This window comes from Shewanella bicestrii (assembly GCF_002216875.1).
GTDB lineage: Bacteria > Pseudomonadota > Gammaproteobacteria > Enterobacterales > Shewanellaceae > Shewanella > Shewanella seohaensis.
Map to the genome: position 1 here is coordinate 2,748,518 of NZ_CP022358.1, position 24,355 is coordinate 2,772,872.

General features: G+C 48.5%; 20 protein-coding genes. 12 read left to right on the forward strand and 8 right to left on the reverse strand.

What is annotated here, in order from left to right; genetic code table 11:
* The first annotated feature begins 54 nt into the window (after window positions 1-54).
* From aat to infA, 3 genes are all read left to right on the forward strand, one after another.
* Window positions 55-765 (forward strand): leucyl/phenylalanyl-tRNA--protein transferase, encoded by a 711-nt coding sequence (gene aat / locus CF168_RS11940; RefSeq protein WP_089067983.1) that lies wholly within the window; start codon window positions 55-57, stop codon window positions 763-765.
* Complete coding sequence (locus CF168_RS11945) at window positions 755-1,471, forward strand: arginyltransferase (RefSeq protein WP_089067984.1); 717 nt, start codon at window positions 755-757, stop codon at window positions 1,469-1,471. Before aat ends, CF168_RS11945 begins: the two co-directional genes overlap by 11 nt.
* An 82-nt stretch (window positions 1,472-1,553) precedes the next feature.
* The gene (infA, locus tag CF168_RS11950; RefSeq protein ID WP_006081934.1) at window positions 1,554-1,772 is read left to right on the forward strand and encodes a translation initiation factor IF-1; all 219 of its coding nucleotides are present in this window, start codon (window positions 1,554-1,556) and stop codon (window positions 1,770-1,772) included.
* Between the two features lie 104 nt (window positions 1,773-1,876).
* Here infA and clpA read toward each other — a convergent pair whose 3' ends face one another.
* Entirely contained in the window at window positions 1,877-4,144 is a 2,268-nt protein-coding gene (clpA, locus tag CF168_RS11955) for an ATP-dependent Clp protease ATP-binding subunit ClpA (RefSeq protein WP_086903585.1), read from the reverse strand.
* 42 nt (window positions 4,145-4,186) lie between these two features.
* Window positions 4,187-4,495 (reverse strand): ATP-dependent Clp protease adapter ClpS, encoded by a 309-nt coding sequence (gene clpS / locus CF168_RS11960; RefSeq protein WP_011622425.1) that lies wholly within the window; start codon window positions 4,493-4,495, stop codon window positions 4,187-4,189.
* Window positions 4,496-4,688: 193 nt separating this feature from the next.
* On the opposite strand from clpS, the gene cspD reads away from it, so the two are divergent.
* Entirely contained in the window at window positions 4,689-4,895 is a 207-nt protein-coding gene (gene cspD, locus CF168_RS11965) for a cold shock domain-containing protein CspD (protein ID WP_011072576.1), read from the forward strand.
* A gap of 146 nt (window positions 4,896-5,041) precedes the next feature.
* Here cspD and CF168_RS11970 read toward each other — a convergent pair whose 3' ends face one another.
* Window positions 5,042-7,267 carry an NADP-dependent isocitrate dehydrogenase gene (locus CF168_RS11970; RefSeq protein WP_089067985.1) on the reverse strand — a complete coding sequence of 742 codons (2,226 nt, stop codon included), beginning with the start codon at window positions 7,265-7,267 and terminating at the stop codon, window positions 5,042-5,044.
* 350 nt (window positions 7,268-7,617) lie between these two features.
* Here CF168_RS11970 and CF168_RS11975 point away from each other — a divergent pair, with 350 nt between their 5' ends.
* From CF168_RS11975 to CF168_RS12000, 6 genes are all read left to right on the forward strand, one after another.
* Window positions 7,618-8,403: an rRNA large subunit pseudouridine synthase E gene (locus CF168_RS11975; RefSeq protein WP_167373629.1), complete on the forward strand. Its 786-nt coding sequence runs from the start codon at window positions 7,618-7,620 to the stop codon at window positions 8,401-8,403.
* A 70-nt stretch (window positions 8,404-8,473) separates the two neighbouring features.
* A complete protein-coding gene (locus CF168_RS11980; protein ID WP_089067986.1) occupies window positions 8,474-8,965 on the forward strand; it encodes an NUDIX hydrolase in 492 nt (163 codons plus the stop codon).
* Window positions 8,966-9,186: 221 nt separating this feature from the next.
* Window positions 9,187-10,305 (forward strand): tRNA 2-thiouridine(34) synthase MnmA, encoded by a 1,119-nt coding sequence (gene mnmA / locus CF168_RS11985; RefSeq protein WP_055648406.1) that lies wholly within the window; start codon window positions 9,187-9,189, stop codon window positions 10,303-10,305.
* 30 nt (window positions 10,306-10,335) lie between these two features.
* The gene (gene hflD / locus CF168_RS11990) at window positions 10,336-10,926 is read left to right on the forward strand and encodes a high frequency lysogenization protein HflD (RefSeq protein ID WP_430980744.1); all 591 of its coding nucleotides are present in this window, start codon (window positions 10,336-10,338) and stop codon (window positions 10,924-10,926) included.
* Between the two features lie 29 nt (window positions 10,927-10,955).
* Window positions 10,956-12,326: an adenylosuccinate lyase gene (purB, locus tag CF168_RS11995; RefSeq protein ID WP_011716764.1), complete on the forward strand. Its 1,371-nt coding sequence runs from the start codon at window positions 10,956-10,958 to the stop codon at window positions 12,324-12,326.
* A 122-nt stretch (window positions 12,327-12,448) separates the two neighbouring features.
* Complete coding sequence (locus tag CF168_RS12000; RefSeq protein WP_089067988.1) at window positions 12,449-13,588, forward strand: cupin domain-containing protein; 1,140 nt, start codon at window positions 12,449-12,451, stop codon at window positions 13,586-13,588.
* Between the two features lie 98 nt (window positions 13,589-13,686).
* On the opposite strand, the gene CF168_RS12005 is transcribed toward CF168_RS12000, so the two are convergent.
* Window positions 13,687-14,145, reverse strand: a complete 459-nt coding sequence (locus tag CF168_RS12005) for a DUF4826 family protein (protein WP_023265484.1) — start codon at window positions 14,143-14,145, stop codon at window positions 13,687-13,689.
* A gap of 279 nt (window positions 14,146-14,424) precedes the next feature.
* On the opposite strand from CF168_RS12005, the gene CF168_RS12010 reads away from it, so the two are divergent.
* Together CF168_RS12010 and CF168_RS12015 are read left to right on the forward strand one after the other, a co-directional pair.
* Entirely contained in the window at window positions 14,425-15,459 is a 1,035-nt protein-coding gene (locus tag CF168_RS12010; RefSeq protein ID WP_011716761.1) for a Glu/Leu/Phe/Val dehydrogenase dimerization domain-containing protein, read from the forward strand.
* 194 nt (window positions 15,460-15,653) lie between these two features.
* Window positions 15,654-16,001: a hypothetical protein gene (locus CF168_RS12015; protein WP_011622377.1), complete on the forward strand. Its 348-nt coding sequence runs from the start codon at window positions 15,654-15,656 to the stop codon at window positions 15,999-16,001.
* Between the two features lie 62 nt (window positions 16,002-16,063).
* Here CF168_RS12015 and CF168_RS12020 read toward each other — a convergent pair whose 3' ends face one another.
* From CF168_RS12020 to ydiJ, 4 genes are all read right to left on the reverse strand, one after another.
* On the reverse strand, window positions 16,064-19,852 hold the full coding sequence (locus CF168_RS12020) for a S8 family serine peptidase (protein WP_089067989.1): 3,789 nt from the start codon (window positions 19,850-19,852) through the stop codon (window positions 16,064-16,066).
* Window positions 19,853-20,128: 276 nt separating this feature from the next.
* Window positions 20,129-20,560, reverse strand: a complete 432-nt coding sequence (locus CF168_RS12025; protein ID WP_089067990.1) for a MarR family winged helix-turn-helix transcriptional regulator — start codon at window positions 20,558-20,560, stop codon at window positions 20,129-20,131.
* Window positions 20,561-20,698: 138 nt separating this feature from the next.
* Window positions 20,699-21,187 carry a DUF1285 domain-containing protein gene (locus CF168_RS12030; RefSeq protein ID WP_089067991.1) on the reverse strand — a complete coding sequence of 163 codons (489 nt, stop codon included), beginning with the start codon at window positions 21,185-21,187 and terminating at the stop codon, window positions 20,699-20,701.
* Between the two features lie 88 nt (window positions 21,188-21,275).
* On the reverse strand, window positions 21,276-24,317 hold the full coding sequence (ydiJ, locus tag CF168_RS12035; RefSeq protein ID WP_089067992.1) for a D-2-hydroxyglutarate dehydrogenase YdiJ: 3,042 nt from the start codon (window positions 24,315-24,317) through the stop codon (window positions 21,276-21,278).
* Window positions 24,318-24,355: the final 38 nt, after the last annotated feature.

Sequence of the window (24,355 nt, forward strand, 5' to 3'; positions counted from 1 at the left end):
ATCCGAATTTCCGCTAACTTAGTATAAGGGTCTATTACTGAATCATACGCAATTGTGAACTCACTGTCTTTTCTGAATCACGAATTTGAAGCTTTTCCTTCACCCGAACTCGCCCTAACCGATCCAAACGGCTTATTGGCGATAGGCGGCGATCTTCGCCCTGAACGTTTATTGACCGCCTATTATCACGGCATTTTTCCTTGGTTTAACGCCGACGATCCCATCTTATGGTGGTCACCTGACCCCCGCGCCATTTTTATTCCTGGCCAAGTGAATATCAGCACCAGTTTACGCAAATATTTAAAAAAACAGCCCTGGCGATTCACCATCAACCATGCCTTTACCGATGTGATGGCGGGCTGCGCTCAACCTCGGCGTAAACAAGCCGGCACTTGGATAACCCATGAAATTCAAATGGCTTACCGCGAGTTACATCATAATGGCCATGCCCATTCCATCGAAGTCTGGCACGGCGAGCGATTAATTGGCGGGCTTTATGGCCTTGCGATCGGCCAAGTTTTTTGCGGGGAATCCATGTTCCACCGCGAAACCAACGCGTCAAAGGCGGCCATGGCGGTGCTACAACAGCATCTCATCACAATGAATTTTAAATTGATTGACGCACAGGTGATGAATCCCCACCTTGAGAGCCTAGGAGCCAAACCGGTGAAACGCGCTGATTTTATTCAACTCTTAACTCAGTTTAGGGATAAGCCCGTCAACCCAGCGGCTTGGATACCGAGTGAGGTCACTCTTGAACTCTAACGCGAGTAACACGCCCATCGCCATTGGGATAAGCCAAATCTTCCCCTGCAGTTATCTCGATGGACAGCAAGAACAACTGTTGGTTATCCAAGAGGAAACCCTCGACCCCATTTTATTTGATCGCCTATTAGCCATAGGTTTTCGCCGCAGTGGCAGTGCCATTTATAAACCTCGCTGTCCTCGTTGCAGTGCCTGTCAGCCGATTCGTCTGCCGATCAATGAATTCATGCCTTCTAAACGACAAAAACGCACTTTAGCCCATAACCGCGATTTAACTTGGCGTATAACCTCAGAGCATACCGAGGCCCAATACGCCTTGTATGAAAAATACATTCGTGAGCGCCACTTAGATGGCCCCATGTTTCCCCCGAGTAAGTCGCAGTATGAGCAGTTCTTATTTTGCCATTGGCTACCGCCAACCTTTATCGAAGTCTATGATGGTAATCGACTTTTAGCGGTGGCAGTGACAGATACGCTCCCCAATAGTTTGTCGGCTATTTACAGTTATTTTGACCCCGATGAAGAACGTCGCTCCCTTGGTTCACTGCTCATTTTACTCCAGTGCCGCTTAGCAAAATTACAGGATAAAGAATTTCTTTATCTCGGGTATCAAATTGATGCAAATCGAAAAATGTCCTACAAGCGCTTATACCGCCCTTATCAGATTTTAACCCCCCAAGGCTGGGAGTATTCCCAAGTTTGCTAGGCACTTCCCCTTTACAGCAAGGTGAATTTGCGGCATGATACGCCCGTTTTTTATATTCGAAGGCTAATGGGATAACTAATTAATGGCGAAAGAAGACAACATTGAAATGCAAGGCACTATCCTTGAAACCTTGCCAAACACAATGTTCCGCGTAGAGCTTGAAAATGGTCATGTGGTGATAGCCCACATTTCTGGCAAAATGCGCAAAAACTACATCCGCATTCTGACTGGTGACAAAGTTACCGTTCAGTTGACTCCTTATGATCTGACCAAAGGTCGTATTGTCTTCCGCGCACGCTAATAGTACCCCTTAGTTGAAAAACCCGGCGAGGCCGGGTTTTTTTGTTGGCGAAAGATCAGAAAAATGGCTGCAATTGCAGCCATTTTTATTGGGTTTCAAAGCATTTACGCTTTGCTGGTACTCTTCTCATGCCGTTCGGTGTGGATGACAATTTCCCCTTCCTTCGCATCGACATGGGCAATACCGCCATGTTCTAGCGCACCGAAGAGGATCTCATCCGCTAACGGACGTTTAATCAGCTCAGTCACCACACGGGCCATTGGTCGTGCACCCATGCTCTTATCATAGCCTTTCTCGGCGAGTAAGGTTCTGGCTTCATCGCTGACTTCCAGCACCACATGTTTCGCATCCAGTTGTGCCTGCAATTCCACCAAGAATTTATCCACCACTTTGGCAATGATGGTCATATCTAAATGGTTGAACCAAATGATGGAATCTAAACGGTTACGGAACTCTGGTGAAAAGACCCGATTGATTTCCGACAGGGCATCTTGGGTATGATCCTGCTGAGTAAAACCAATGGACTTACGGATCGTTTCCTGAACACCTGCGTTTGTCGTCATCACTAAGGTGACATGCCTAAAGTCCGCCTTGCGACCGTTGTTATCGGTCAAGGTGCCGTGATCCATGACTTGCAGCAACAGGTTATACACATCAGGGTGAGCCTTCTCAATTTCATCGAGCAGCACCACGCAATGGGGATTCTTAATCACAGCATCGGTGAGTAAACCACCTTGGTCATAGCCCACATAACCTGGAGGCGCACCAATTAAGCGAGAAACCGTATGGCTTTCCATGTACTCAGACATATCAAAGCGCACCAGTTTCATGCCAAGGCAACTGGCTAACTGATTGGTGACTTCTGTCTTACCAACCCCGGTTGGGCCCGCAAATAAGAAGCTACCCACAGGCTTTTTATCCGTACCTAACCCACTGCGAGATAAACGAATCGCCGAGCTTAAGGATTCAATCGCCTTGTCTTGACCAAAGACCACCATCTTGAGATTGCGCTCAAGATTACGCAGTAAGTCTTTGTCGGTGGCAGAGACCGACTTTTCTGGGATCCGAGCAATCTTAGCCACTATGGTTTCAATCTCGGCCTGACCGATGGTTTTCTTACGTTTGCTCTGTGGCAACATGGCCATTCGCGCACCCGCCTCATCGATCACATCGATGGCTTTATCGGGTAAATGCCGGTCATTAATGTGTTTTGCCGACAGCTCAGCCGCGCTATTAATCGCCGCTTGGGTATAACGCACTCCATGGTACTCTTCGTACTTAGCCTTAAGCCCCATGAGAATTTTTGTGGTTTCGGCCACTGAAGGCTCATTGATATCGACCTTCTGGAAACGACGCGCCAGTGCACGGTCCTTCTCAAAAATGCTTTGATATTCTTGGAAGGTGGTCGAGCCCATGCAACGCAAATTACCGCTCGATAATAATGGCTTAAGTAGGTTCGACGCATCCATCACCCCACCCGATGCGGCGCCCGCACCAATGATGGTGTGAATTTCATCAATAAATAAAATGGCGTGTTTATCGGCGCTGAGTTCTTTAAGCAGACTCTTGAAACGTTTTTCAAAATCGCCACGGTATTTAGTGCCAGCAAGCAAGGAGCCTAAGTCGAGGGAATAAACTGTCGCCTGCGACATCACCTCTGGCACTTGATTATTGACGATTCGATAGGCCAAGCCTTCGGCAATCGCAGTTTTACCCACGCCAGCCTCACCCACTAAGAGCGGATTATTTTTACGGCGACGGCACAGGGTTTGAATTGCCCGTTCAATTTCTTGATCGCGGCCGATGAGTGGGTCGATAATTCCTTGTTTTGCAAGCTGGTTTAGATTGCTCGCAAACTGCGACAACATGCTGCGCTCTTCACCCGCTTCAGTTTGATCTTCGATGCGTTCGTGATCTTGATGGGCGTCGCTGTCCTCATTTTTTGAAAAGCCATGGGAAATATAGTTCACCACATCTAAACGGCTGATATCACTGCGACGCAGCAGATACACTGCTTGGGATTCCTGCTCACTAAAAATCGCCACCAGCACATTGGCACCGGTGACTTCATTGCGGCCCGAAGACTGCACATGGAAAACGGCGCGTTGCAGCACCCGCTGAAACCCAAGCGTCGGCTGGGTTTCTTTATCATCATCCATATCCGCAATGATTGGGGTGGTTTGTTGGATAAAGCTTGCTACTTCATCTCTGAGTTTATCTAAATTCGCTCCACAGGCGATTAGCGCTTCTTGAGCCGCAGGGTTGTCTATCAGAGCCAATAACAGATGTTCAACTGTCATGTACTCGTGACGTGCCTCTCTGGCTTGCTGAAACGCCAGATTTAAGGTGACTTCCAGATCTTTGTTCAGCATAAGCACCCCCAAAATTAACAACTGACAACAGAGTAAGCGCTGTTAAGCCTTCTCTAACGAACACAGTAACGGATGTTGGTTTTGTCTTGCAAATTGATTTACTTGTATCACCTTAGTTTCTGCAATGCCGTAGGGGAAAATCCCGCAGATACCCTTTCCCTGGTGATGAATAGTCAACATGATATCTGTGGCTTCCTGCTCATTCTTGCGAAAGAAGATTTGCAGCACTTCGATCACAAAATCCATTGGAGTGTAATCGTCATTATTGAGGATCACCTTATACATCGAAGGTGGCATTAACTCAGATTCCACACGCTCTTCAACGTGTTCTATGTTTCCTGTCTTACCCATTTTTTAATACTAGCCTCTCGTGTTGGCCTCTTCCAATTGCTATCTTCAAATTAATTAGTTGTTACCTCTTTGTTAATTTTAGCTTGACTTCCGCTTTTACTCCTTACATTCTGTAGCTCAGACGGTGAAACAATCCCGTCTATACAGGTTTTACTATCTTACTGGTAAGTAGACAACAGAAGGAAGTGGAAGTATGGCAAGCGGAACTGTTAAATGGTTCAACAACGCCAAAGGATTCGGGTTTATTTGCCCTGATCAAGGTGGCGAGGACGTTTTTGCACACTATTCTACCATTGAAATGGAAGGCTATAGAACTCTAAAAGCAGGCCAACCAGTTCAATTCGAAGTAGAACAGGGTCCAAAAGGAATGCACGCTTCAGCCATTTCACCAACAAAATAACGTTTGGTGAGGCCAATGATCTAAAAGGCAGGGATTTATCCCTGCCTTTTTATTGGGCGATTGTTAGCATTCTCGAAGATTAAGTGTGATAAAAAAGGCCTGCAATGCAGGCCTTTCAGTATGAATGCTAAGTTAACGATAAATCGTTAAGCAATTAATAGCTTGTTCAATGTCTCGCTTGGGCGCATGGCTTTTTCAGCTTTTGCGGCGTCTAAACGATAGTAACCGCCTAAATCCACTGGTGCACCTTGCGCGTTGTTTAGCTCAGCAACAATCACTTGCTCATTGGCGCTTAAAGCGTGCGCTAATGGAATAAAGTGAGCTTGTAACTGCTCGTCTTTGGTTTGAGCGGCTAACGCTTGTGCCCAGTACATCGCCAGATAGAAATGGCTACCACGGTTATCCAACTCACCAACGCGTCTTGATGGCGACTTATTGCTATCTAAGAACTGACCGATGGCTTGATCTAAAGTATCCGCCAGTACTTGCGCCTTAGGGTTACCCACTGTTTGGCTTAAATGCTCTAAAGAAGCTGCTAAAGCCAGGAATTCACCCAGAGAGTCCCAACGTAAGTGACCTTCTTTTTCAACCTGTTGTACGTGTTTAGGCGCACTACCGCCCGCACCCGTTTCGAACAGGCCGCCACCATTCATTAATGGCACGATAGACAGCATCTTAGCACTGGTACCCAGTTCGAGAATTGGGAACAAGTCAGTCAGGTAGTCACGCAGTACGTTACCGGTAACAGAAATAGTATCTTTACCTTCTTTAATACGCACTAATGAGAAGCGAGTCGCTTCTTCTGGTGACATGATGCTGATTTCTAAACCGTCAGTATCATGCTCAGGCAGATATTGCTTCACTTTAGCGATCAACTGCGCATCGTGGGCACGATTCGCATCTAACCAGAATACCGCAGGAGTATTGCTTAAGCGTGCACGGCGTACAGCTAATTTCACCCAGTCGCGAATTGGCGCATCTTTAACTTGGCACATTCTCCAAATATCGCCCGCTTCAACGTTGTGGCTCATTAACGCTTTGCCACTGGCATCAATCACGTTAACTACGCCATCCGCTGGGATTTCGAAGGTTTTATCGTGGCTACCGTATTCTTCGGCTTTTTGCGCCATCAGACCAACGTTTGGCACGCTACCCATAGTGCTTGGATCGAAGGCACCGTGTTCTTTACAGAAAGCGATAGTTTCTTGATACACACCCGCGTAGCAACGGTCTGGGATCAGCGCTTTAGTGTCGTGCAACTTGCCATCAGGGCCCCACATTTGGCCTGATGAACGAATAGCAGCAGGCATAGAAGCATCGATAATGATGTCGCTTGGTACGTGTAAGTTGGTGATACCTTTGTCAGAATCTACCATCGCCAGCGCTGGACGCTCAGCATAAACGGCGGCGATATCCGCTTCAATTTGTGCACGGACATCGGCTGGTAAACCAGCGATTTTGGCGTATACATCGCCAAAGCCGTTGTTCACATCAACGCCTAGCTCAGCAAATAATGACGCATGTTTATCAAACACGGGTTTGAAGAACACTTTCACTGCGTGGCCGAACATGATGGGATCAGACACTTTCATCATGGTGGCTTTAAGGTGCAGTGATAACAACACGTTTTCAGCCTTGGCATTGGCGATTTCGCGCTCTAAGAAGCTCACTAAGGCTTTTTTGCTCATCACTGACGCGTCGATGATCTCACCAGCTAGCAGTTTCAGGCCAGATTTCAATACCACTTCTTGACCGTCTTTTTGCGACAGTACGATGTTAACTGTGTCTGCGTTAGCCAGCGTCACTGACTGCTCGCTACCGTAGAAGTCACCTTCGCTCATGTGAGCAACATGTGATTGAGACTCTTTGGTCCACTTACCCATTGAGTGTGGGTTTTTCTTCGCGAAGTTTTTCACTGACAGCGGCGCGCGGCGATCAGAGTTACCTTCACGCAGTACTGGGTTTACCGCACTGCCTTTGATCTTGTCGTAACGGGCTTTGATAGACTTTTCTTCGTCAGTCTTTGGCTCGTCAGGATAATTTGGAATATCGTAACCTTTCTGTTGCAGCTCTAAAATACAAGCTTTTAACTGCGGGATTGAGGCACTGATGTTTGGCAGTTTAATGATGTTAGCTTCAGGTTGGTTCGCTAATTCACCCAGCTCAGCTAAGTGATCGCCAATCTTTTGCGCGTCAGTCAGTTTTTCAGGGAAATTAGCAATCACACGGCCCGATAAAGAAATATCACGGGTTTCAACCGCAACACCCGCCGCATCAGTAAAGGTTTTGATGATAGGTAACAGAGAAAGCGTTGCTAGCGCTGGTGCTTCATCGGTTTCGGTATAAATAATTGTTGGTGAGTTATCTTTCATGTTACATCCTACATTATTGTAAAATTTAATATTTTTATAATAATTTTATATCATGACGAACAAACATTGGCACGGCGGAATTCTCTATCGAGGCAATCGTGAACGCCTCTGCTACCTCAAAACCCGCGGCAACATCCTCTTTGCGTTCGCCAACGTGGGTAAATCGACTCATTAATACCTAACAAACATTTAGGCGTAGATCACATTTTCAGGCCGACATCATAGAGCATTCGCAGTAATATTCAAATTCCACTAACGGCGAATGCCAAGTACACTGTGTACAGATTATTGATACACGTCCTCAAACTTTTAAGTTCGGTCGTCAGCTTACAGCGACTATTAGCCATACCATGAACAAAAACAGCACGTCAGCAACCCCATCCAGCCCACGCGCCAGCGGCAAACGCCCCGCTACAGGGCGAGCCAATCCGGCGGATAACCGCAATAGCGCCAAGAAACCTCGTACCTTCGCCAAAAATGCCAAGCCAAGTTTACAGCAAGGGGCAAACGCTAAGCGAAACAATGCTGAGCGTAGCGGCGACAAGCCTCGCCCCCAGCAGCGCACTTCGGCTGTACGCACAAAACCCCAAGGCGAGCCGATGATCGTCTTATTTAATAAGCCGTTTAATGTCCTATGCCAATTTACCGATGAGCAAGGCCGCAAGACCTTAAAGGATTACATCCCTATTCCGGGTGTGTACGCCGCAGGGCGATTGGATCGCGACAGTGAAGGCTTGTTACTCCTCACCAACGACGGTCAACTTCAGGCCAAACTGACTGAACCGAAAAAGAAAACCTTTAAAACCTATTGGGTGCAAGTCGAGGGAGAGCCCACGGAAACAGATTTAGCGAAACTGCGCCAAGGGGTTGAATTAAAAGATGGTATGACACTCCCCGCTAAAGTCAGCATCATGGCGACGCCGAATGTTTGGCCGCGTAATCCGCCGATCCGTGAGCGAAAAAACATCCCTACCACTTGGCTGGAAATTCAAATCCACGAAGGGCGCAATCGCCAAGTTCGGCGGATGACGGCCCATATTGGTTTTCCGACCTTAAGACTCATTCGTTATAAAATAGGCCAATGGAGTCTAGATGATTTAGCGACAGGTGAGCATAAATGCATCCAAATGGCTTAGTGATGTAACACCGCAAGAGCACTAAACAGGATATCGCAGTGCCCAACCAACAGATAAAAAGGTGATTAACGTGGCAGAAAAACTCAGATACAAACCCAATGTGACTGTAGCCTGTATTATCCACGCGCCTACCGCAGATAAGTATCTGTTAGTGGAAGAGTGGATCGATGGCGAGCAGCGCTTTAACCAGCCCGCCGGCCATTTAGAAGCGAATGAGAGTCTGATCCAAGCCTGTAAACGTGAAGTGCTCGAAGAAACTGGGCTGGATCTCGAACCCCAAGGCTTAGTGGGGATTTATCAGTTTAGTGCCAGTGAAGCACTCGCTTTTGTGCGCTTTACCTTTTTCGTACAAGTCGATGCACTGCTTCCCCCTCAGCCACAGGATGCGGATATCGATGCAGCCCATTGGCTGAGCTTTGAGCAAATCGAAGCCAAAATGGAGCAGCTTCGTAGCCCATTGGTACTCGATTGCCTTAGGGATTACCGCCATCAGCAGCAACAGGGGCAAACCTACTCCCTGGAGTTACTCAATAGTCAGCGTCTAACGGGATGTCAAAGATAGCCCCAAGCGACAAGGCGTGATAGAATACGCCCCCGCGTAAATTCGCGATTCAACACGGCATTTAAGCGCTGTTTTAGCAAACACCCGCTCGATGAATCGCCCGCTTGTCTGCCATCAAACACAGTCTAAGCGAAGACGCAGATTTTAACGTGAAAGTGGCCCACCAAGGTGAGCCACTTTCACGGCTAACCAATACATATACTCAATGGTTTTTAGGATCTATGACATCAATCGAACCTACTCATACAGGAAAAAAAGTCATTGTCGGCATGTCCGGCGGTGTTGATTCATCTGTTTCAGCCTATTTGCTTATGCAGCAAGGCTATCAGGTTGAAGGCCTTTTCATGAAGAACTGGGAAGAAGATGACAACGACGAGTATTGCGCGGCCGCCGAAGATTTAAAAGATGCTCAAGCCGTTTGCGACAAGCTTGGGATCAAACTGCACACGGTCAACTTTGCCGCCGAATATTGGGACAATGTGTTCGAGTACTTCCTCGCCGAATACAAGGCGGGTCGTACCCCTAACCCCGATATCATGTGCAACAAAGAAATCAAATTTAAAGCCTTTTTAGACTTTGCCGACGATATCCTCGATGCCGACTATATCGCCATGGGTCACTATGTGCGCCGCCGCGATAATGCCGATGGCACCACGCAAATGCTGCGCGGAGTTGATAACAACAAGGATCAAAGCTACTTCCTCTATACGTTAAGCCATGAGCAAGTGGCGCGTAGCCTGTTCCCCGTTGGTGAACTCGAAAAGCACGAAGTGCGTGAAATCGCTAAAAAAATGGGCTTAATTACCCATGATAAGAAAGACAGCACCGGCATTTGCTTTATCGGTGAACGTAAATTCACTGAGTTCTTAGGTAATTACTTACCGGCGCAACCTGGCAATATCGAAACCGCCGAAGGCGAAGTCATTGGCAAGCACCAAGGCTTGATGTACCACACCTTAGGCCAACGTAAGGGTCTGGGTATTGGCGGCATGAAAAACAGCAATGACGATCCTTGGTACGTGGTGGATAAAGATCTAAAACGTAATGTCTTAGTCGTTGGCCAAGGTGGACATCACCCACGTTTGATGTCAAACGGCATGTTCGTCAATCAATTGCATTGGGTCGACCGCAAAGGCCCCGCCGAAGGCAGCCAGATTGTGGTGAAAACCCGTTACCGCCAGCAGGATATCCCCTGCACCCTCACCTATCTTGATGACAATACCCTCAAGGTGGTGTTTGACGAGCCTGTTGCCGCCGTAACGCCTGGCCAATCAGCGGTATTCTACGATGGCGAAGTGTGCCTAGGTGGCGGGATTATCGATCAACTGATCCGAGGATAAGCCGTGAACGAGCAGCTCCATAATCGCACCATGGCCTTTGCAGGAATACTGCAGGCCATTGCGCAAGTTCAGCATTTAGCCCGTCATGGTGAGAGTGACACTGATGAGCTGGCGGCCAGTTTAAACACCATTTTAGTGACCGACCCTGAAAGCGTCGCCGATGTCTATCAAGACAAGGCCGCGCTGCACAAAGGTTATAAGTTGGTGTTAAACCAACTGGGCGACAGCAGTCAAAAAGATGTGGAAATTACTCGCTATCTGGTCGGCATTTTGGCCCTTGAACGTAAATTAACCCGTTCTAACAGCGGCTTAGCCATGCTTGCCGAACGTATTAATCAAGTGAATCGCCAGCTACATCATTTTGCGATCACCGACGAGCAAGTCATTGCCAATCTGGCCAGTATTTATAGCGACATTATCAGTAATCTTGGACCTAAGATTCAGATCTCAGGCAATCCGCTGTGCCTGCAACGTCCGATAGTACAACACAAAATTCGCGCCCTGCTGCTCGCAGCCATGCGCAGCGCTGTGTTATGGCGACAACTGGGCGGTAAACGTCGACACTTAGTCTTCGCCCGTAAAGCCATCATAGACACAGCCAAGAAAAGTCTTACCCTATAATAAAATAAGTTTTCATCAAGGAGCTTCACATGGATCTTTCCGCACTAACTGCTATCTCTCCGGTAGACGGCCGTTACGGTAGTAAAACAGCGTCATTACGAGGGATTTTCAGCGAGTTCGGTCTTACTAAGTACCGTGTTCAAGTTGAAATCAACTGGTTAAAATTACTCGCCGATTGCCCAGAAATCACCGAAGTGCCGCCACTGAGCGAGTCTGCTATCGCGGTGTTAGATGCAATTAAAGACAATTTCAGCGAGCAAGATGCGCTACGCGTGAAAGCCATTGAAAGCACCACCAACCACGACGTAAAAGCGGTTGAATACTTCATCAAAGAAAAAATCGCAGACAACGCCGAACTCGCCGCTGTGGGTGAATTTGTTCACTTCGCCTGTACCTCAGAAGACATCAACAACCTAAGCCACGGCTTAATGTTGACCGAAGCCCGTGAGCAAGTGGTTCTGCCATACTGCAATGAACTGCTCAGCGCCATCAAAAAACTGGCCGTTGAATACCGCTCAGTACCATTGATGTCACGCACCCACGGTCAACCCGCTTCGCCTTCGACTTTAGGTAAAGAAATGGCCAACGTTGCTGTGCGTTTAGAGCGCCAAATCAAGCAAATCGCAGCTGTTGAAGTCATGGGTAAAATTAACGGCGCCGTGGGTAACTACAACGCCCACTTATCTGCTTACCCAGAAGTGAACTGGCATGCACTGTCAGAGCGTTTTGTCACCAGCTTAGGCCTGCACTGGAACGCTTACACCACACAAATCGAGCCACACGATTACATCGCCGAACTGTTTGATGCTATCGCGCGTTTCAACACTATCCTGATTGACTTCGACCGTGACGTTTGGGGTTACATTGCCCTTGGTCACTTCAAGCAACGTACCGTTGCGGGCGAAATTGGTTCATCAACCATGCCACACAAAGTCAACCCAATCGACTTTGAAAACTCTGAAGGTAACCTTGGTATTGCTAACGCACTGATGCAACATTTAGCGTCTAAGCTGCCAGTATCAAGATGGCAACGTGACCTGACCGACTCAACCGTACTGCGTAACTTAGGCGTGGGTATTGCCCACTCGCTGATCGCCTACCAAGCCACCTTAAAAGGCATCAGTAAGTTACAAGTGAACGAAGATCATTTACGTGCCGAACTCGACCAAAACTGGGAAGTCCTAGCCGAGCCAGTACAAACCGTTATGCGTCGCTATGGTATTGAAAAGCCATACGAGAAGTTAAAAGAACTGACTCGTGGTAAGCGTATCGATGCCCAGCAATTAGCAGTATTCATCGACGGTTTAGCCCTGCCTGAAGAAGTGAAAGCAGAGCTGAAGAAGATGACGCCAGCCAACTACATTGGCCGTGCTGAAGCCTTCGTCGACGAGCTTAACTAATATTTTTAGCTCAGCGGAGTTTGCTAAGTCGCAATAGCAAACATGCGCGAGCTGATATTGTTTATCAGCCATAAATAAGGATTAAGGCGGTTACATTCGATGTAGTCGCCTTTTTTGACACTATGTATACACTTAATCTCGATATCGCCCAGTTCCTCAAGGAACACTGGCAACAAAAACCTGTAGTTATCAAGGGTGCCTTCCCTAACTTTGAAGATCCGATCAGCGCCGATGAGCTTGCAGGCCTTGCCTGTGAAGAAGAAATCACCTCGCGCATTGTGGTCACTCAAAAAGACAACTGGGAAGTGATCCAAGGCCCATTCGAGGATTACGACAATTACGGTGAAACCCACTGGCAATTACTGGTGCAAGCCGTAAACCATTGGTATCCGGACTCTCAGCCATTAGTGGAAGCGTTTCGTTTTCTACCCGACTGGCGATTCGATGATTTGATGGTGTCATTCGCGACGCCAAGTGGCGGTGTCGGTCCACACGTTGATAACTACGATGTGTTTATCATCCAAGGTGAAGGCGAGCGTCGTTGGACTGTGGGTGCTAACACGCCGCAACAACGCCGTGGCGGTAACCCGAACTCGCCACTGGTGGAAGACTTCGAGCCCATCATCGACGTGGTATTAGAGAAAGGCGACGTGCTATATATTCCGCCTGGCTACCCACACTGCGGTGAAACCTTAACCTTAGCCTTAAGCTATTCAATTGGTTACCGCGCGCCGAGCCAACAAGAACTCGCCAGTGAAGTTGCCGATTACCTGCTCGACAATAACTTAGGTCAGCAGCGTTTTACCTCTGCGACTGAGCCTGCGAATCCTGGCGTGATCAGTCAAGATCATCAGCTCGGGATCATGTCGCTGTTAAGCCAGCTCGCCCAAGATCCAACAAGCTACCAAGTGGTGCTGGGTAAATTGTTGAGTCAAAACCGTTTTGAACTGGATATTTGTGAGGGTGAAGAAGCCTATAACGCCGAGGATCTGCAGGATGCGTTTGAGCAAGGCGCTGGCGTTAATCGCATCGGCGGCTTAAAAGTGCTGCGTTTAGAAAACGATACTCAATCTCGCTTATTTATCAATGGCGAAATTTATGAGCTACCCAATACACCTGAAGCCGTGTTAACTCAGTTAAGCGACCATGTTAGCTTTGATAGCGACAGCGCCATGGCACTGTGTGAACATGGCGAAGTGCAAGCGCTACTGCTCAAGCTAATCAATCAAGGCTTATATTATTTAAGTGATGATGAAGCTTAAGCCTTAGCGCACTACTGCGTTAGGTCGACAGATTAGCGTCACCTAAAACAATAAAGGCACTCTACTGAGTGCCTTTATTGTTTTACCATTAAACAAGATTAAGCATTGGTATTCCAAAGCTTTTCGTCATTGTGCATCCGATACAGGCTCTCAGCACGTGAGACTAATAATTGCGCAAATTTTGCCTGCGTCGCATCGCGTTGAACCGCGCCTGAACGGATTAAATTTTCGGCCTGCATCTGCCACATCATAGAGAAATGACGAATCGCATCACGCGCCGTTTTCGCGACTTTGACATCGACGAAATCCGACGGTAAATCGCCAGACATCACCCAATAGGTTTTGGCCGAAGGACGCTTAGATTCCATTTTCCAAATCGCTAAATAAGGCGCCAGATAACGGCTCTCGTCGGCTAACACTTTACTTGGGATCACCCCTTTTTCCGCTAAAAAACGGTTCGCCTTTTGGAATTGAGTTCTGACCCACTCTTGGCGCATTTTCTCCATTTCTTCTGGAGAGATTGTTGGTTGAGCCTGGTCGACAGCTTGTTCAGTCATACTTCCGTCCTATCTTATTGTTATTACGCGGCTTTCATTCTTGGGACAGCACGCGAATCGTTCTAATGTCTGAGATTATCCCAGTAAAAACTGGTTTCACACTAAAAACCTTACGTTTACGTAAAGTGGAAAGCTAGATTGCCACAAATAATCTATTTATTCGGTCATTATGCATGGTTGAGAGTATCGCTAAATGCTATGGTTCTGCAATAAATATAACGAGCTGTCGATGGGAAGTGATTCCATCGACGTTTTATTGTGTATAGCGGAGAACTTCACGTGGCTGTATTTAATCATGTATCCTTTGATGAGCATGAACAGGTCGTATTCTGTCATGATAAAGAGAGTGGCTTAAAAGCCATCGTTGCCATCCATAACACCAATTTAGGTCCTGCTGTGGGTGGTTGCCGGATGTGGAACTACCAATCCGACGATGAAGCCCTGACAGACGTATTACGCCTCTCCCGCGGTATGACGTACAAAAACGCCCTTGCTGGTTTAACCATGGGCGGTGGTAAGTCAGTGATTATTGCCGATCCTAAGCGCCCTGATCGCGAAGCCCTCTTCCGTGCGTTTGGCCGTTTTATCAATAGCCTAGGTGGACGTTACTATTCAGCCGAAGACGTAGGTACCACAACAGCGGATATCATGATCGCTCATCAAGAAACCCCATACATGGCGGGTCTTGAAGGCAAGAGCGGCGATCCATCGCCCTTTACAGCATTAGGCACCTATTTAGGCATCAAAGCTGCCGTTAAACACAAACTGGGTTTAGACAGCTTAAAAGGCCTTAAGATTGCCGTTCAAGGTGTGGGCCATGTAGGTTACTACCTGTGTAAACACCTGCATGAAGAAGGTGCTGAGCTTATCGTCACCGATATTCACCAAGCTTCACTCGACAAAGTGGCTACCGACTTTGGTGCTATCGTCGTTGCCCCACAGGATATCTATGCCCAAGACGTTGATGTCTATGCGCCATGTGCATTAGGTGCCACCCTAAACGATGTCACTCTGCCACAGCTTAAAGCTAAGATTGTTGCCGGTTGTGCCAACAACCAATTAGCCGAAGTCCGCCATGGCGAGCAGCTAAAAGAAATGGGCATTCTGTATGCTCCAGACTATGTGATTAACGCTGGCGGTATCATCAACGTCTCATTTGAAAAAGACTATGACGCGGCAAAATCAGAAGCTAAGGTCAGAGAAATCTACAACACTCTGCTGAAGATTTTCACTAAAGCCGATGCTGAAAACCGTACTACTGCTGCGGTTGCTGACGAAATGGCCCGTGCCATTTATCAAGCAGCAAAAGCATAATCATGCTGTAGGCGGACAACAGCGCGTTGTCCGCCTCTACCACTTCCCTCACTTCGCTTATCCAGCTAAAAAATAAATTCCTCTCAATACCAATCAGATACCAAAACGCCACGTAAAATTCACTTTTCTGTAGTGGAAAAGCCTATGTGCCTCTGCTTGAATTAATCACTCGTCTGTCAGTGAAGGGATTGCATATGGTCAGTTTTAAGTACGAGTTAAATCAGGACTCGGTTGAGCTACAGGCCAGTGATTGGTTTGGAATTGAACGGGTGTTCGTGAATGGGCAAATGGTGTCGCGCAAGTTTAACTTTGGCCCTAACAGTATACATAAAGTGCAGCTCAATGATGGCCATCAATGCAGTTTCAAGTTGTTTATCGACCCTCAAACCGATGAGTTGACTTGCCGAATTTATAAACACAATCAACTTATTACCAGTTTAAAACAAGGCAAAAATAATTTGCTGCAATGCCAGCGACTGTTGCAACAGGGATTATTGCTTGGCTCAAGCCTAGTATTACTCATGCTCCTCCTGCCATTGTAATCGCCAAATAAAAACCGCCACTAGCGTGGCTAGTCGCGGTTTTATTGGCTCACAAAAGCGTGTTACTTCAACATATACACCCGCATCATGGTTTGTTTCGCTTCGCTACTGCCATCACTCATCTGCACACGTAAGTGAACAAAATTACCGGCATTGGAATCGTTCGGGATTGTGGCAACCCACTCACCGTTAACCCATTTCACTTCTGCGGTTTTCCAAGCGCTTTCGGCAAACTTTGCCGATACAGGGCAATAAATCGAGACAGAAATCGCCGCAAGCGAGCATTCCTGACCATAACCGTATTGCAGCGTGACATCGGATAAATCCACCTGCGCCGCACCATCCATCACAACTGAGAGTTTCACTTCGACAGGTACACCTGCTGCCAAGGTATTATCGATCGCCACTGGAATGTCGAGCTTAGGAGTGAGCACCGCTTGGCGGCCCTGTTTACTCGAGTCTGTGCTGAATTGATAAATCCCTTGATAGAAGGAGCCGAGATTGTCCTTCACCGGTGAGCTATTGCCCACACCACGGGCGTAAGAGCGCACTTCTAACTCCACTTGCGCATTGGTATCGGGGAGCGTAAACACCCCACTGTCTAAGTAAGTGCTCTGGCCATTCACTTTGAGTCCGTAGAGCGACTGTGAATTATACCCGCCCGTGCCATCATGCCCTGCCGCATCGCCAAACCGCACAATGCTTAAGTCGATAGTGTTAGTATCACGATTGGCAATGGCGCCACCATTGGTGAGCAAACTCCCCGCCTTGGGGCCTTTTAGCCAAGAGGTGGTCTCAACCGTGCCTTCGGTCATCATTCTTGGACCATCAAAATAGCCGCCGTCCGTCGATAACTGAATGCCGGGCATCACAATGTTAGTCCACATGTTTTTGCTGGTTGCCGTGTAGTACTCGTCGCGCACCACGGGCGTCATGACCATTTGTGAGCTACCGGTTGAGTAAAACTCTCCGGTGCTGTTGGTCATGGCCATCATATCGGTCCAAATGGGGCGCTGATCATTTTGCGAATGATAGCTGGCACGAATGCGCTGCATTTTTTGCTCTTGCAACACCACTTGTCCACCATTGATACGCCCGTCGGTGATATGGTTAATGGAGTAGGCATAGGGCGTTCGCTCCGCAGCCGTACCTGACCAACTGACGATATTGTTACCCGCTTCAATCTGAGCTAACAGGGCTTCACCCTGCTCTGAACTGATCCCAACAGCGGGGATACGTGGCGTGCCAGAAATCGTCCCCTTATAACGACCATGTTGACCCGGACGATAGAAGATAACCCCAATCGCCCCGTATTTAAGGGCATTCGCCACCATGTAAGATGTCAAATAATTGGGGTTGCCAATCAACGCAATACGGCCCGTTAAGTCAAACTGAGTCCAGTCGGTGCTGTAACCCGCGTCGCCAACGGGCACGACTTCTGCACTGCCTTTACCATCAAAGGATAAAGCTAAGCCCTGCTTGTTATAATCGAGCACTTCGCCATTTTGCATGGTGAGCACGGTTTCGGGAGCAAAGGCGCGGGTGGTGACAAACGAGCGGAACCTATCATCATGTCCCTGCGACCAAGTGTAGATGTCTTTCACATAATCAGGCGCTAACTCCATCGCGGCTAATTTCGCCACTTTGTTATCATCCAGCGCATAGGTAAAGCCAAATGCATAGCCTTGGGGTGCCAAAGGTTTGCTCGCCTTGAACTCGAGTTTTTCGGCATTGCGGGCGTCGAACTCAATCTGGGTATCATGGCTCACTTTACGATCCAGCACCGCCATTTGAGTGGCCGACTCCACTAACCCTGAGGTTGTTGAGTCATTATCGTAGGTCATGATGTTCGCAACGATAGTGTAATTGCCCTCAGGAACAGAGAGGCTTGCCTGACCATTTCTGAGCGTAACGGCTTGTCCCCAATCATCTTCTTCGTTCATTAAGTAGACTTTCGACGGAGAAGAAGCGGCTTTGCCACGCATATCGGTGACACTGAAGCTCAGATTGACTTGCGGCGGTTGGATCCAAAATGAAATCGGCACAGTGATGCGCTCATTTGATTTGCCCGTGGTGGTGCCTTCAATACGCCCGGTGATAGTGCCATAGGCGCCACTGCGCAGTGCCACACTCGAGTCAATCCACACAGGGATTTCAGCACTTCCATTGGCTGGCACGTTAATGCTGTTGACGCTAAGCCCCGCTAGGGTTGCCGGCATGCGCGTCTTACCGTCCTCACCTATCAAGCTCATTTTCAGCTTAAGGCTGATATCCTTGTCGGATAAATTGCGTAGACTAATGGTTTTTTCTGTCACGCCAATATCCTGATCATAGGCAAAAGAGCCGAGCTCCATATTCGGCGGCGCGATAATGCTTTGTCCTACAGCGCGATTAACATCCATAGGACCTGCGCCTTGTTCTAGCACATGGGCATCGGTCGGAACCACAGAGGAAGTCAGCACTTCTTTCACTTGGCGGGGTGTCAGTTCGGGTCTAGCTTGCATCACAATGGCCGCGCCGCCAGACACATGGGGCGCCGACATGGATGTTCCCGACAGGGCGCGATAAGCCGTCGCCCCAAATCCTCCCGAGGCCGCAGAGACGACATCCACACCTTGGGATGCGATATCGGGTTTCGCAGAATGGCCATCAGGTGAAGGGCCACGGGATGAGAAAGATGCGGTGTGATTATCGCGGTCAACGGCTCCCACGGTTAACGCACTCGGGGCACATCCTGGGATCCCCACGGTCTCACGGGTAAAACTATTGCCCGCAGAAACCACGAACAACGCCTTATCACTCAAAGCTTCAACCATGTCGACAAGTGGTCCTGTACAACTGGTGCCACTGCCGCCTAATGACATACTAACCACATCGGCGCCTTGAGCCACGGCCCATTGCATGCCACTCAAGATCCCACTTGTCGAGCCTGAACCTGAGTTTGTCAGTACCTTGCCCACCAGCAATTTGGCACCAGGCGCCATACCCGCCCAGCGACCATTAGATTCCACCCCCGTCCCCGCGATAGTGGCTGCAGTGTGTGTACCATGGCCGTTAAGATCATCGACGCCATTGCTGGAATAGGTAAAGTCTTTGCTCTGCACAACTTGGCCCGCCAAGTCGCCATGCTGAACATCGTAGCCAGTATCAAGCACGGCCACGGTGACACCTTGGCCATTAAATGCCTTGGCTAAATTGCCATATGCACCGGTTAACGGCACGGTTGGGGTTAGGTTTGCCAACGCATTTATCCCGTTAGTCGTATCCTTATGGGCATGCACAACCGCATCTAACCATACCGACTTCACCGCATCATCGGTACTTAAGGTTTCCCATACTTTGGCGGCTTGTTGTTTGCTGATCCCAAAAGCAGCGCTGTCGATAAGTTCAATCTCATCGGTTAAGGTAGCCCCTTCAATGGGATTAGGCACTGCAGAACCCGCTAGGGTGCCATCACGGTATTCGATAATAACCGGCAATTTATCGGTGGAGGCATCATCATAACCCGCCGCATGGAGCTTAGAGATGTTAAACAGCTCGATGTCGACAGTATGGGACTCTACCCATTTTTGCGCCTTTGGAGTGATAAGATATTGACCATTCTGATTTTGGAAGAGACTGGTGATCACCTCAGCACCGTTTTCGCCGAGCAGGCGGATACCGCTGAGTGAGCCATCGGCCCGAGCAACGGCCGTGACCACCTCGCCGGTGATCAAGGTAAATTGTACGGCGCCAGATTGCGCTTCCATCAGCGCAACATTATCTTCAGCCAAGGTTGAATAACTGAGGGTAAAACCCATTGCCACCAGGCAAGTCGCTGCAATACGACTGCGCTTAAAAAGTTGTTTCATTTCATATTCCCTGAAAAATCACCTTATGATTGCTCAAATAAATTTAAGCAACGTTTGTTATCTTGGAAGGCTTGCTTCCAACACAACAAGATGACGTTTCACGAAACATTCTTGCAACAATCCTCGGGTAGCAATTTGTACTGCCAAGCTAAAATAGCAATGCCCAGAGTATGGCTTGAGGCCATTACGCTGGGGAAAGGTAGAGTATGAAAATTGTAGGAAAGACGAAATGCAGCTTAAACGCAATGCCGAATGCTTGAAGCTTGAAGCTTGAAATCACAAGGCTGTGAGTGAAGGTAAGCGATTTATCTTATTGAGTAAGCGCATAAACTGCTGGCGCTCCTCTTCAGTGAGATTGGACAGGTATTTTTCATTGACCCGCTCAGCCTCACGGATCAAATCCTGCTCCAGCGCTTTAGCCTCATCGGTGAGGAAAATCTGGAATGCACGGCGGTTATCGAGCTCTTGGTGACGGGTGATCAATCCCTGAACCTGCAACTGATCGAGCAAACGGGTCATGGTATAGTTGGCCACATCGCAACGCTTAGACAGCTCGGTCTGAGAGATCCCCTCCTCCTGCCAAAGCGCGAACAACACTGGCCACAACTTAATGTCGAGCTGATAGCGTTTCAGCTGTATATCGAGCTCATTTTGCAGCTCAATATTCAAGTGGGAAACAAGATAGCCTAAGCTTTCATAGCGGTTCAAACAGCACCTCCGAAAACACCATTTAGCCCCAACAACACTGACCCAAACCCGAGAAGGATTGGCCGAGGTCAGTTTTAATACTATCACTTAACCTGTAATAAACTAGTCAGCTTGCCCAAGTAATTGCAATCAAAATCTTTACGCATCCGCCTCTTCGTCGTCGGGTAAATTGAATTCATTCACAAAATTATAGTAACAAGCACGGCTCAATTTTCCCCATAGGCCGCGCTCTAGCGGCAGATAAATCCCAAAGTCGGTGAGCTTTAGATGATTGAGTGTCGCCAGAGAATGCTCGGTACCAATACTGCTGCGCAGCGTTAAACCCGATGCGGTCTCATCCTTCACATAATCGACAATCAACAGTGGCGCATCATCCACCTCGACTCGCACCTTCTCAACTGGCGTGATCAGAAAATGTTCGCCATCGATGCCATGTAAAATACTGGCAAATAACTTAGCAAACTTAGTCGGTAATGGGCTGTCCTGATATATCCAGTCACCGGAGAGTTGGATACGAAATAACGCGACTTCACTACACAGCGCCGTTGGCTGTGTGACGACATCCGGCGCTGGCTTGCTGGTGAATTCCTGTAGCGTGTCGATAACATTGTCCGTGTGTTTTTCCATAGCGTCCCCTCAATAAAAAAACCAGCCTGACGACTGGTTTAGTGTGGCATTGCCGTAGGGATTATCCAATCCCTAATACAAAATTGCGTTACGCCTTAACGAGCTCAAATAAAGCCTCTAATGGATGCTTTGGCTTGTAACCAGCGAAACGTTTCACTTGGCTGCGACAAGAGTAGCCCGAGACTAGCACCTGCGACGCGTCTATCTTGCTTAAAGTGTCTTTCCACGACATATCAAACAAGGCCTTAGAACGCTCAAGATTCTCAGCCTCATGGCCGTAGGTACCCGCCATGCCGCAACAGCCCAGATTCACCGCGGTTAATTTAGCGCCAAAGTGAGTGAAGATTTTGATCCACTCATTGGCGGTATTAGGCTTAGCCGTGGACTCAGTACAATGGCTAAACCAGGTAAATTGTTTATCTTGCATGGCCTTAGTCGGAATATCCTGCAGAATGCTAAGCAGCCATTCGTTAGCCAGTTTCACCTCAAACGCGCCGCGATTCGCCCCTAAGATTTCTTTATATTCATCGCGATAACAGAGCACTAAGGCGGGATCGATGCCCACCATAGGCATGCCTAACTTATGCACTTGGTTTAAGAAATCCGCGCTCGACTGCGCCGTTTTGGCAAATTTATCCAAGAACCCCTTAATATGGGTCGGTTTACCATTGGGTTTAAAGGGCAGAAGAACAGGCTTTAATCCTAACGTTTCAATCAGTTGGATAAAGCGATACACCAAGCCAGCATCGTAGAAACTGTTAAACGGATCTTGCACCACTAACACAAATTTGGCGCGCTCATCGGCGGGGATAGCCTGCAATGCTGCCAGATCATAACCGCGACTCGCATGACCATCGAGTCGTTGTTTTAATGTCGGCACCGACAGCGCTGGCGCATCCACATAACCGATGGCTTTTTTGATCACCCATTGGCTGAGCGGGTTTTGCGAGGCGAAATTGGTCAGCCTTGGCGCCGCCGCCATAATAGGCAGACTGTCTTCGATGCCCGCCACCAGATAATCTTTAGCCGGACGCAGGTAACGTTGATAGTAAATATTAAAGAACTGCGCCCTAAATTTAGGCACATCCACTTTCACCGGACATTGGCTCGAGCAAGCCTTACAGGCTAAACATCCCTTTAGCGATTCCATCACTTCGTGGGAATAATCGTAATCGCGCTTGGCATTGATGGTATTTTGCATGCGCTGCAAAATACCTAAGGGTTTAGCTCTGGCCAAAGCATTGACATCGACGCCTTCGGATTCAAGCAAACGCAGCCACTCACGCATCAAGCCCGCGCGACCTTTAGGCGACTGAACTCTGTCCCCCGTCACTTTAAATGACGGACACATAGGTGAGAAACTGCTGTAGTTAAAGCACAGGCCGTTACCGTTACAGTTCATCACATCGGGATAGGCATCACGCACTTCGACCGGAATTTGCCGGTCAAACTTGCCGCGCTTGGTACTGTCCACATCAAAACACAGCCCCCCCGCTTGCTTTGGCGCCACTAATTTGCCTGGGTTGAGTCTATTATCAGGGTCAAATAGACCTTTAATATCTTGCAGTACACCGTAAAGCTCATCCCCAAACACCGATGGACCATATTCGCCGCGCACGCCCTTACCATGCTCGCCCCACATCAGGCCACCATATTTGAGTGTCAGCGCCGCGACTTGATCGGAAATCACCCTCAGCAGTTTTTCATCTTCGACATCGCACATATCCAGCGCAGGCCTAACGTGTAACACACCCGCATCCACATGACCAAACATGCCGTATTGCAAATTGTGACTATCGAGTAGTGCGCGAAACTCCATAATATAATCGGCGAGCATTTCGGGCGGCACTGCCGTATCTTCGGCAAACGCAATGGGTTTACGACGTCCCTTGGTCGCACCGAGTAGGCCAACGGCTTTTTTACGCATGCCGTAAATTTTCTCAATGCTGGCCTTATCTTGAGTGACTTGATAACCGACCACACCACATTCACCACGGCTGATTTGTTCGGTCAGCACGGCTTCGAGTGCCGCAAGCTTTTCGCTCACCTCAACGGCGTCGCCAGCAAACTCGACCATATTGAGACCATCGATCACTTTGCCCGGCACTTCTTGAATAAGGTCTGAAACCGAATGCCAAACAATGTCCTCACGGGCAAGGTTAAGCACTTTTGAGTCCACGGTTTCGACCACAGTGGCCCGCGCAGCCACTAAGGATGGCGCATGGCGCAGTGCGGACTGGAAGGAGTCATACTTAATGTTCACCATCGCCCGCTCACTCGGCAGTGGTGTAATGTTGAGTTTCGCTTCAGTGATCACCGCCAACGTGCCTTCAGAGCCCGTTAAAATACGCGAGAGGTCGAACTGGGTTAAGCCGTTGTTCCAGACATTCTTTAAGTCATATCCGGTTAAAAAACGATTGAGCTTAGGGAATTGTTGTTCGATCAGTGCACGCTTCTCGCGGCACACCTCGGCAATTGCCGAAATCAGTTTTTGCCCCAGTGGATTATCGCTCACGTTATCGGGGTTACATAGCAGACCCGCATCGAGGGGACGAGTGTCGAACACGCTGCCATCAATCAATACGCTGCGTAGCGACAGCACGTGGTCAGAAGTTTTACCGTAAACTAAGGATCCCGCGCCCGAGGCATCGGTATTAATCATGCCGCCAATGGTGGCGCGGTTTGAGGTTGAGAGATCGGGACTAAAAAAATAACCGTGGGGGCGCAGCGCATCGTTTAACGCATCTTTGACGACCCCCGCCTCGACGCGTACCCAACCCTGCTCGGGGTTCACTTCCAATACGCGATTCATGTAGCGAGAAACATCGAGGATCAAGCCGTGGGTCAGTGATTGGCCATTGGTGCCCGTACCGCCGCCTCTGGCACTAAAAGTCACACCCGCAAATTCAGCTTTTGCCGCCAACGACAAGGCAATTTGAATATCTTTTTGATGCTTAGGATAAAGCACCGCCTGCGGCAAAAATTGGTATACGGAGTTATCCGTGGCCTGCACGAGGCGCGCGCTATAGCGCTTATCGATATCACCGGCGTAGCCACTTTGCGCTAAGGCATCAAGATAGGCCAGATAGACAGGTTCTAAGGTTTGTTGGTGTGATAACAGAGGTAACATGAGCGGCTTCAGTCAATTATTGTTATGCGGCCCATTAT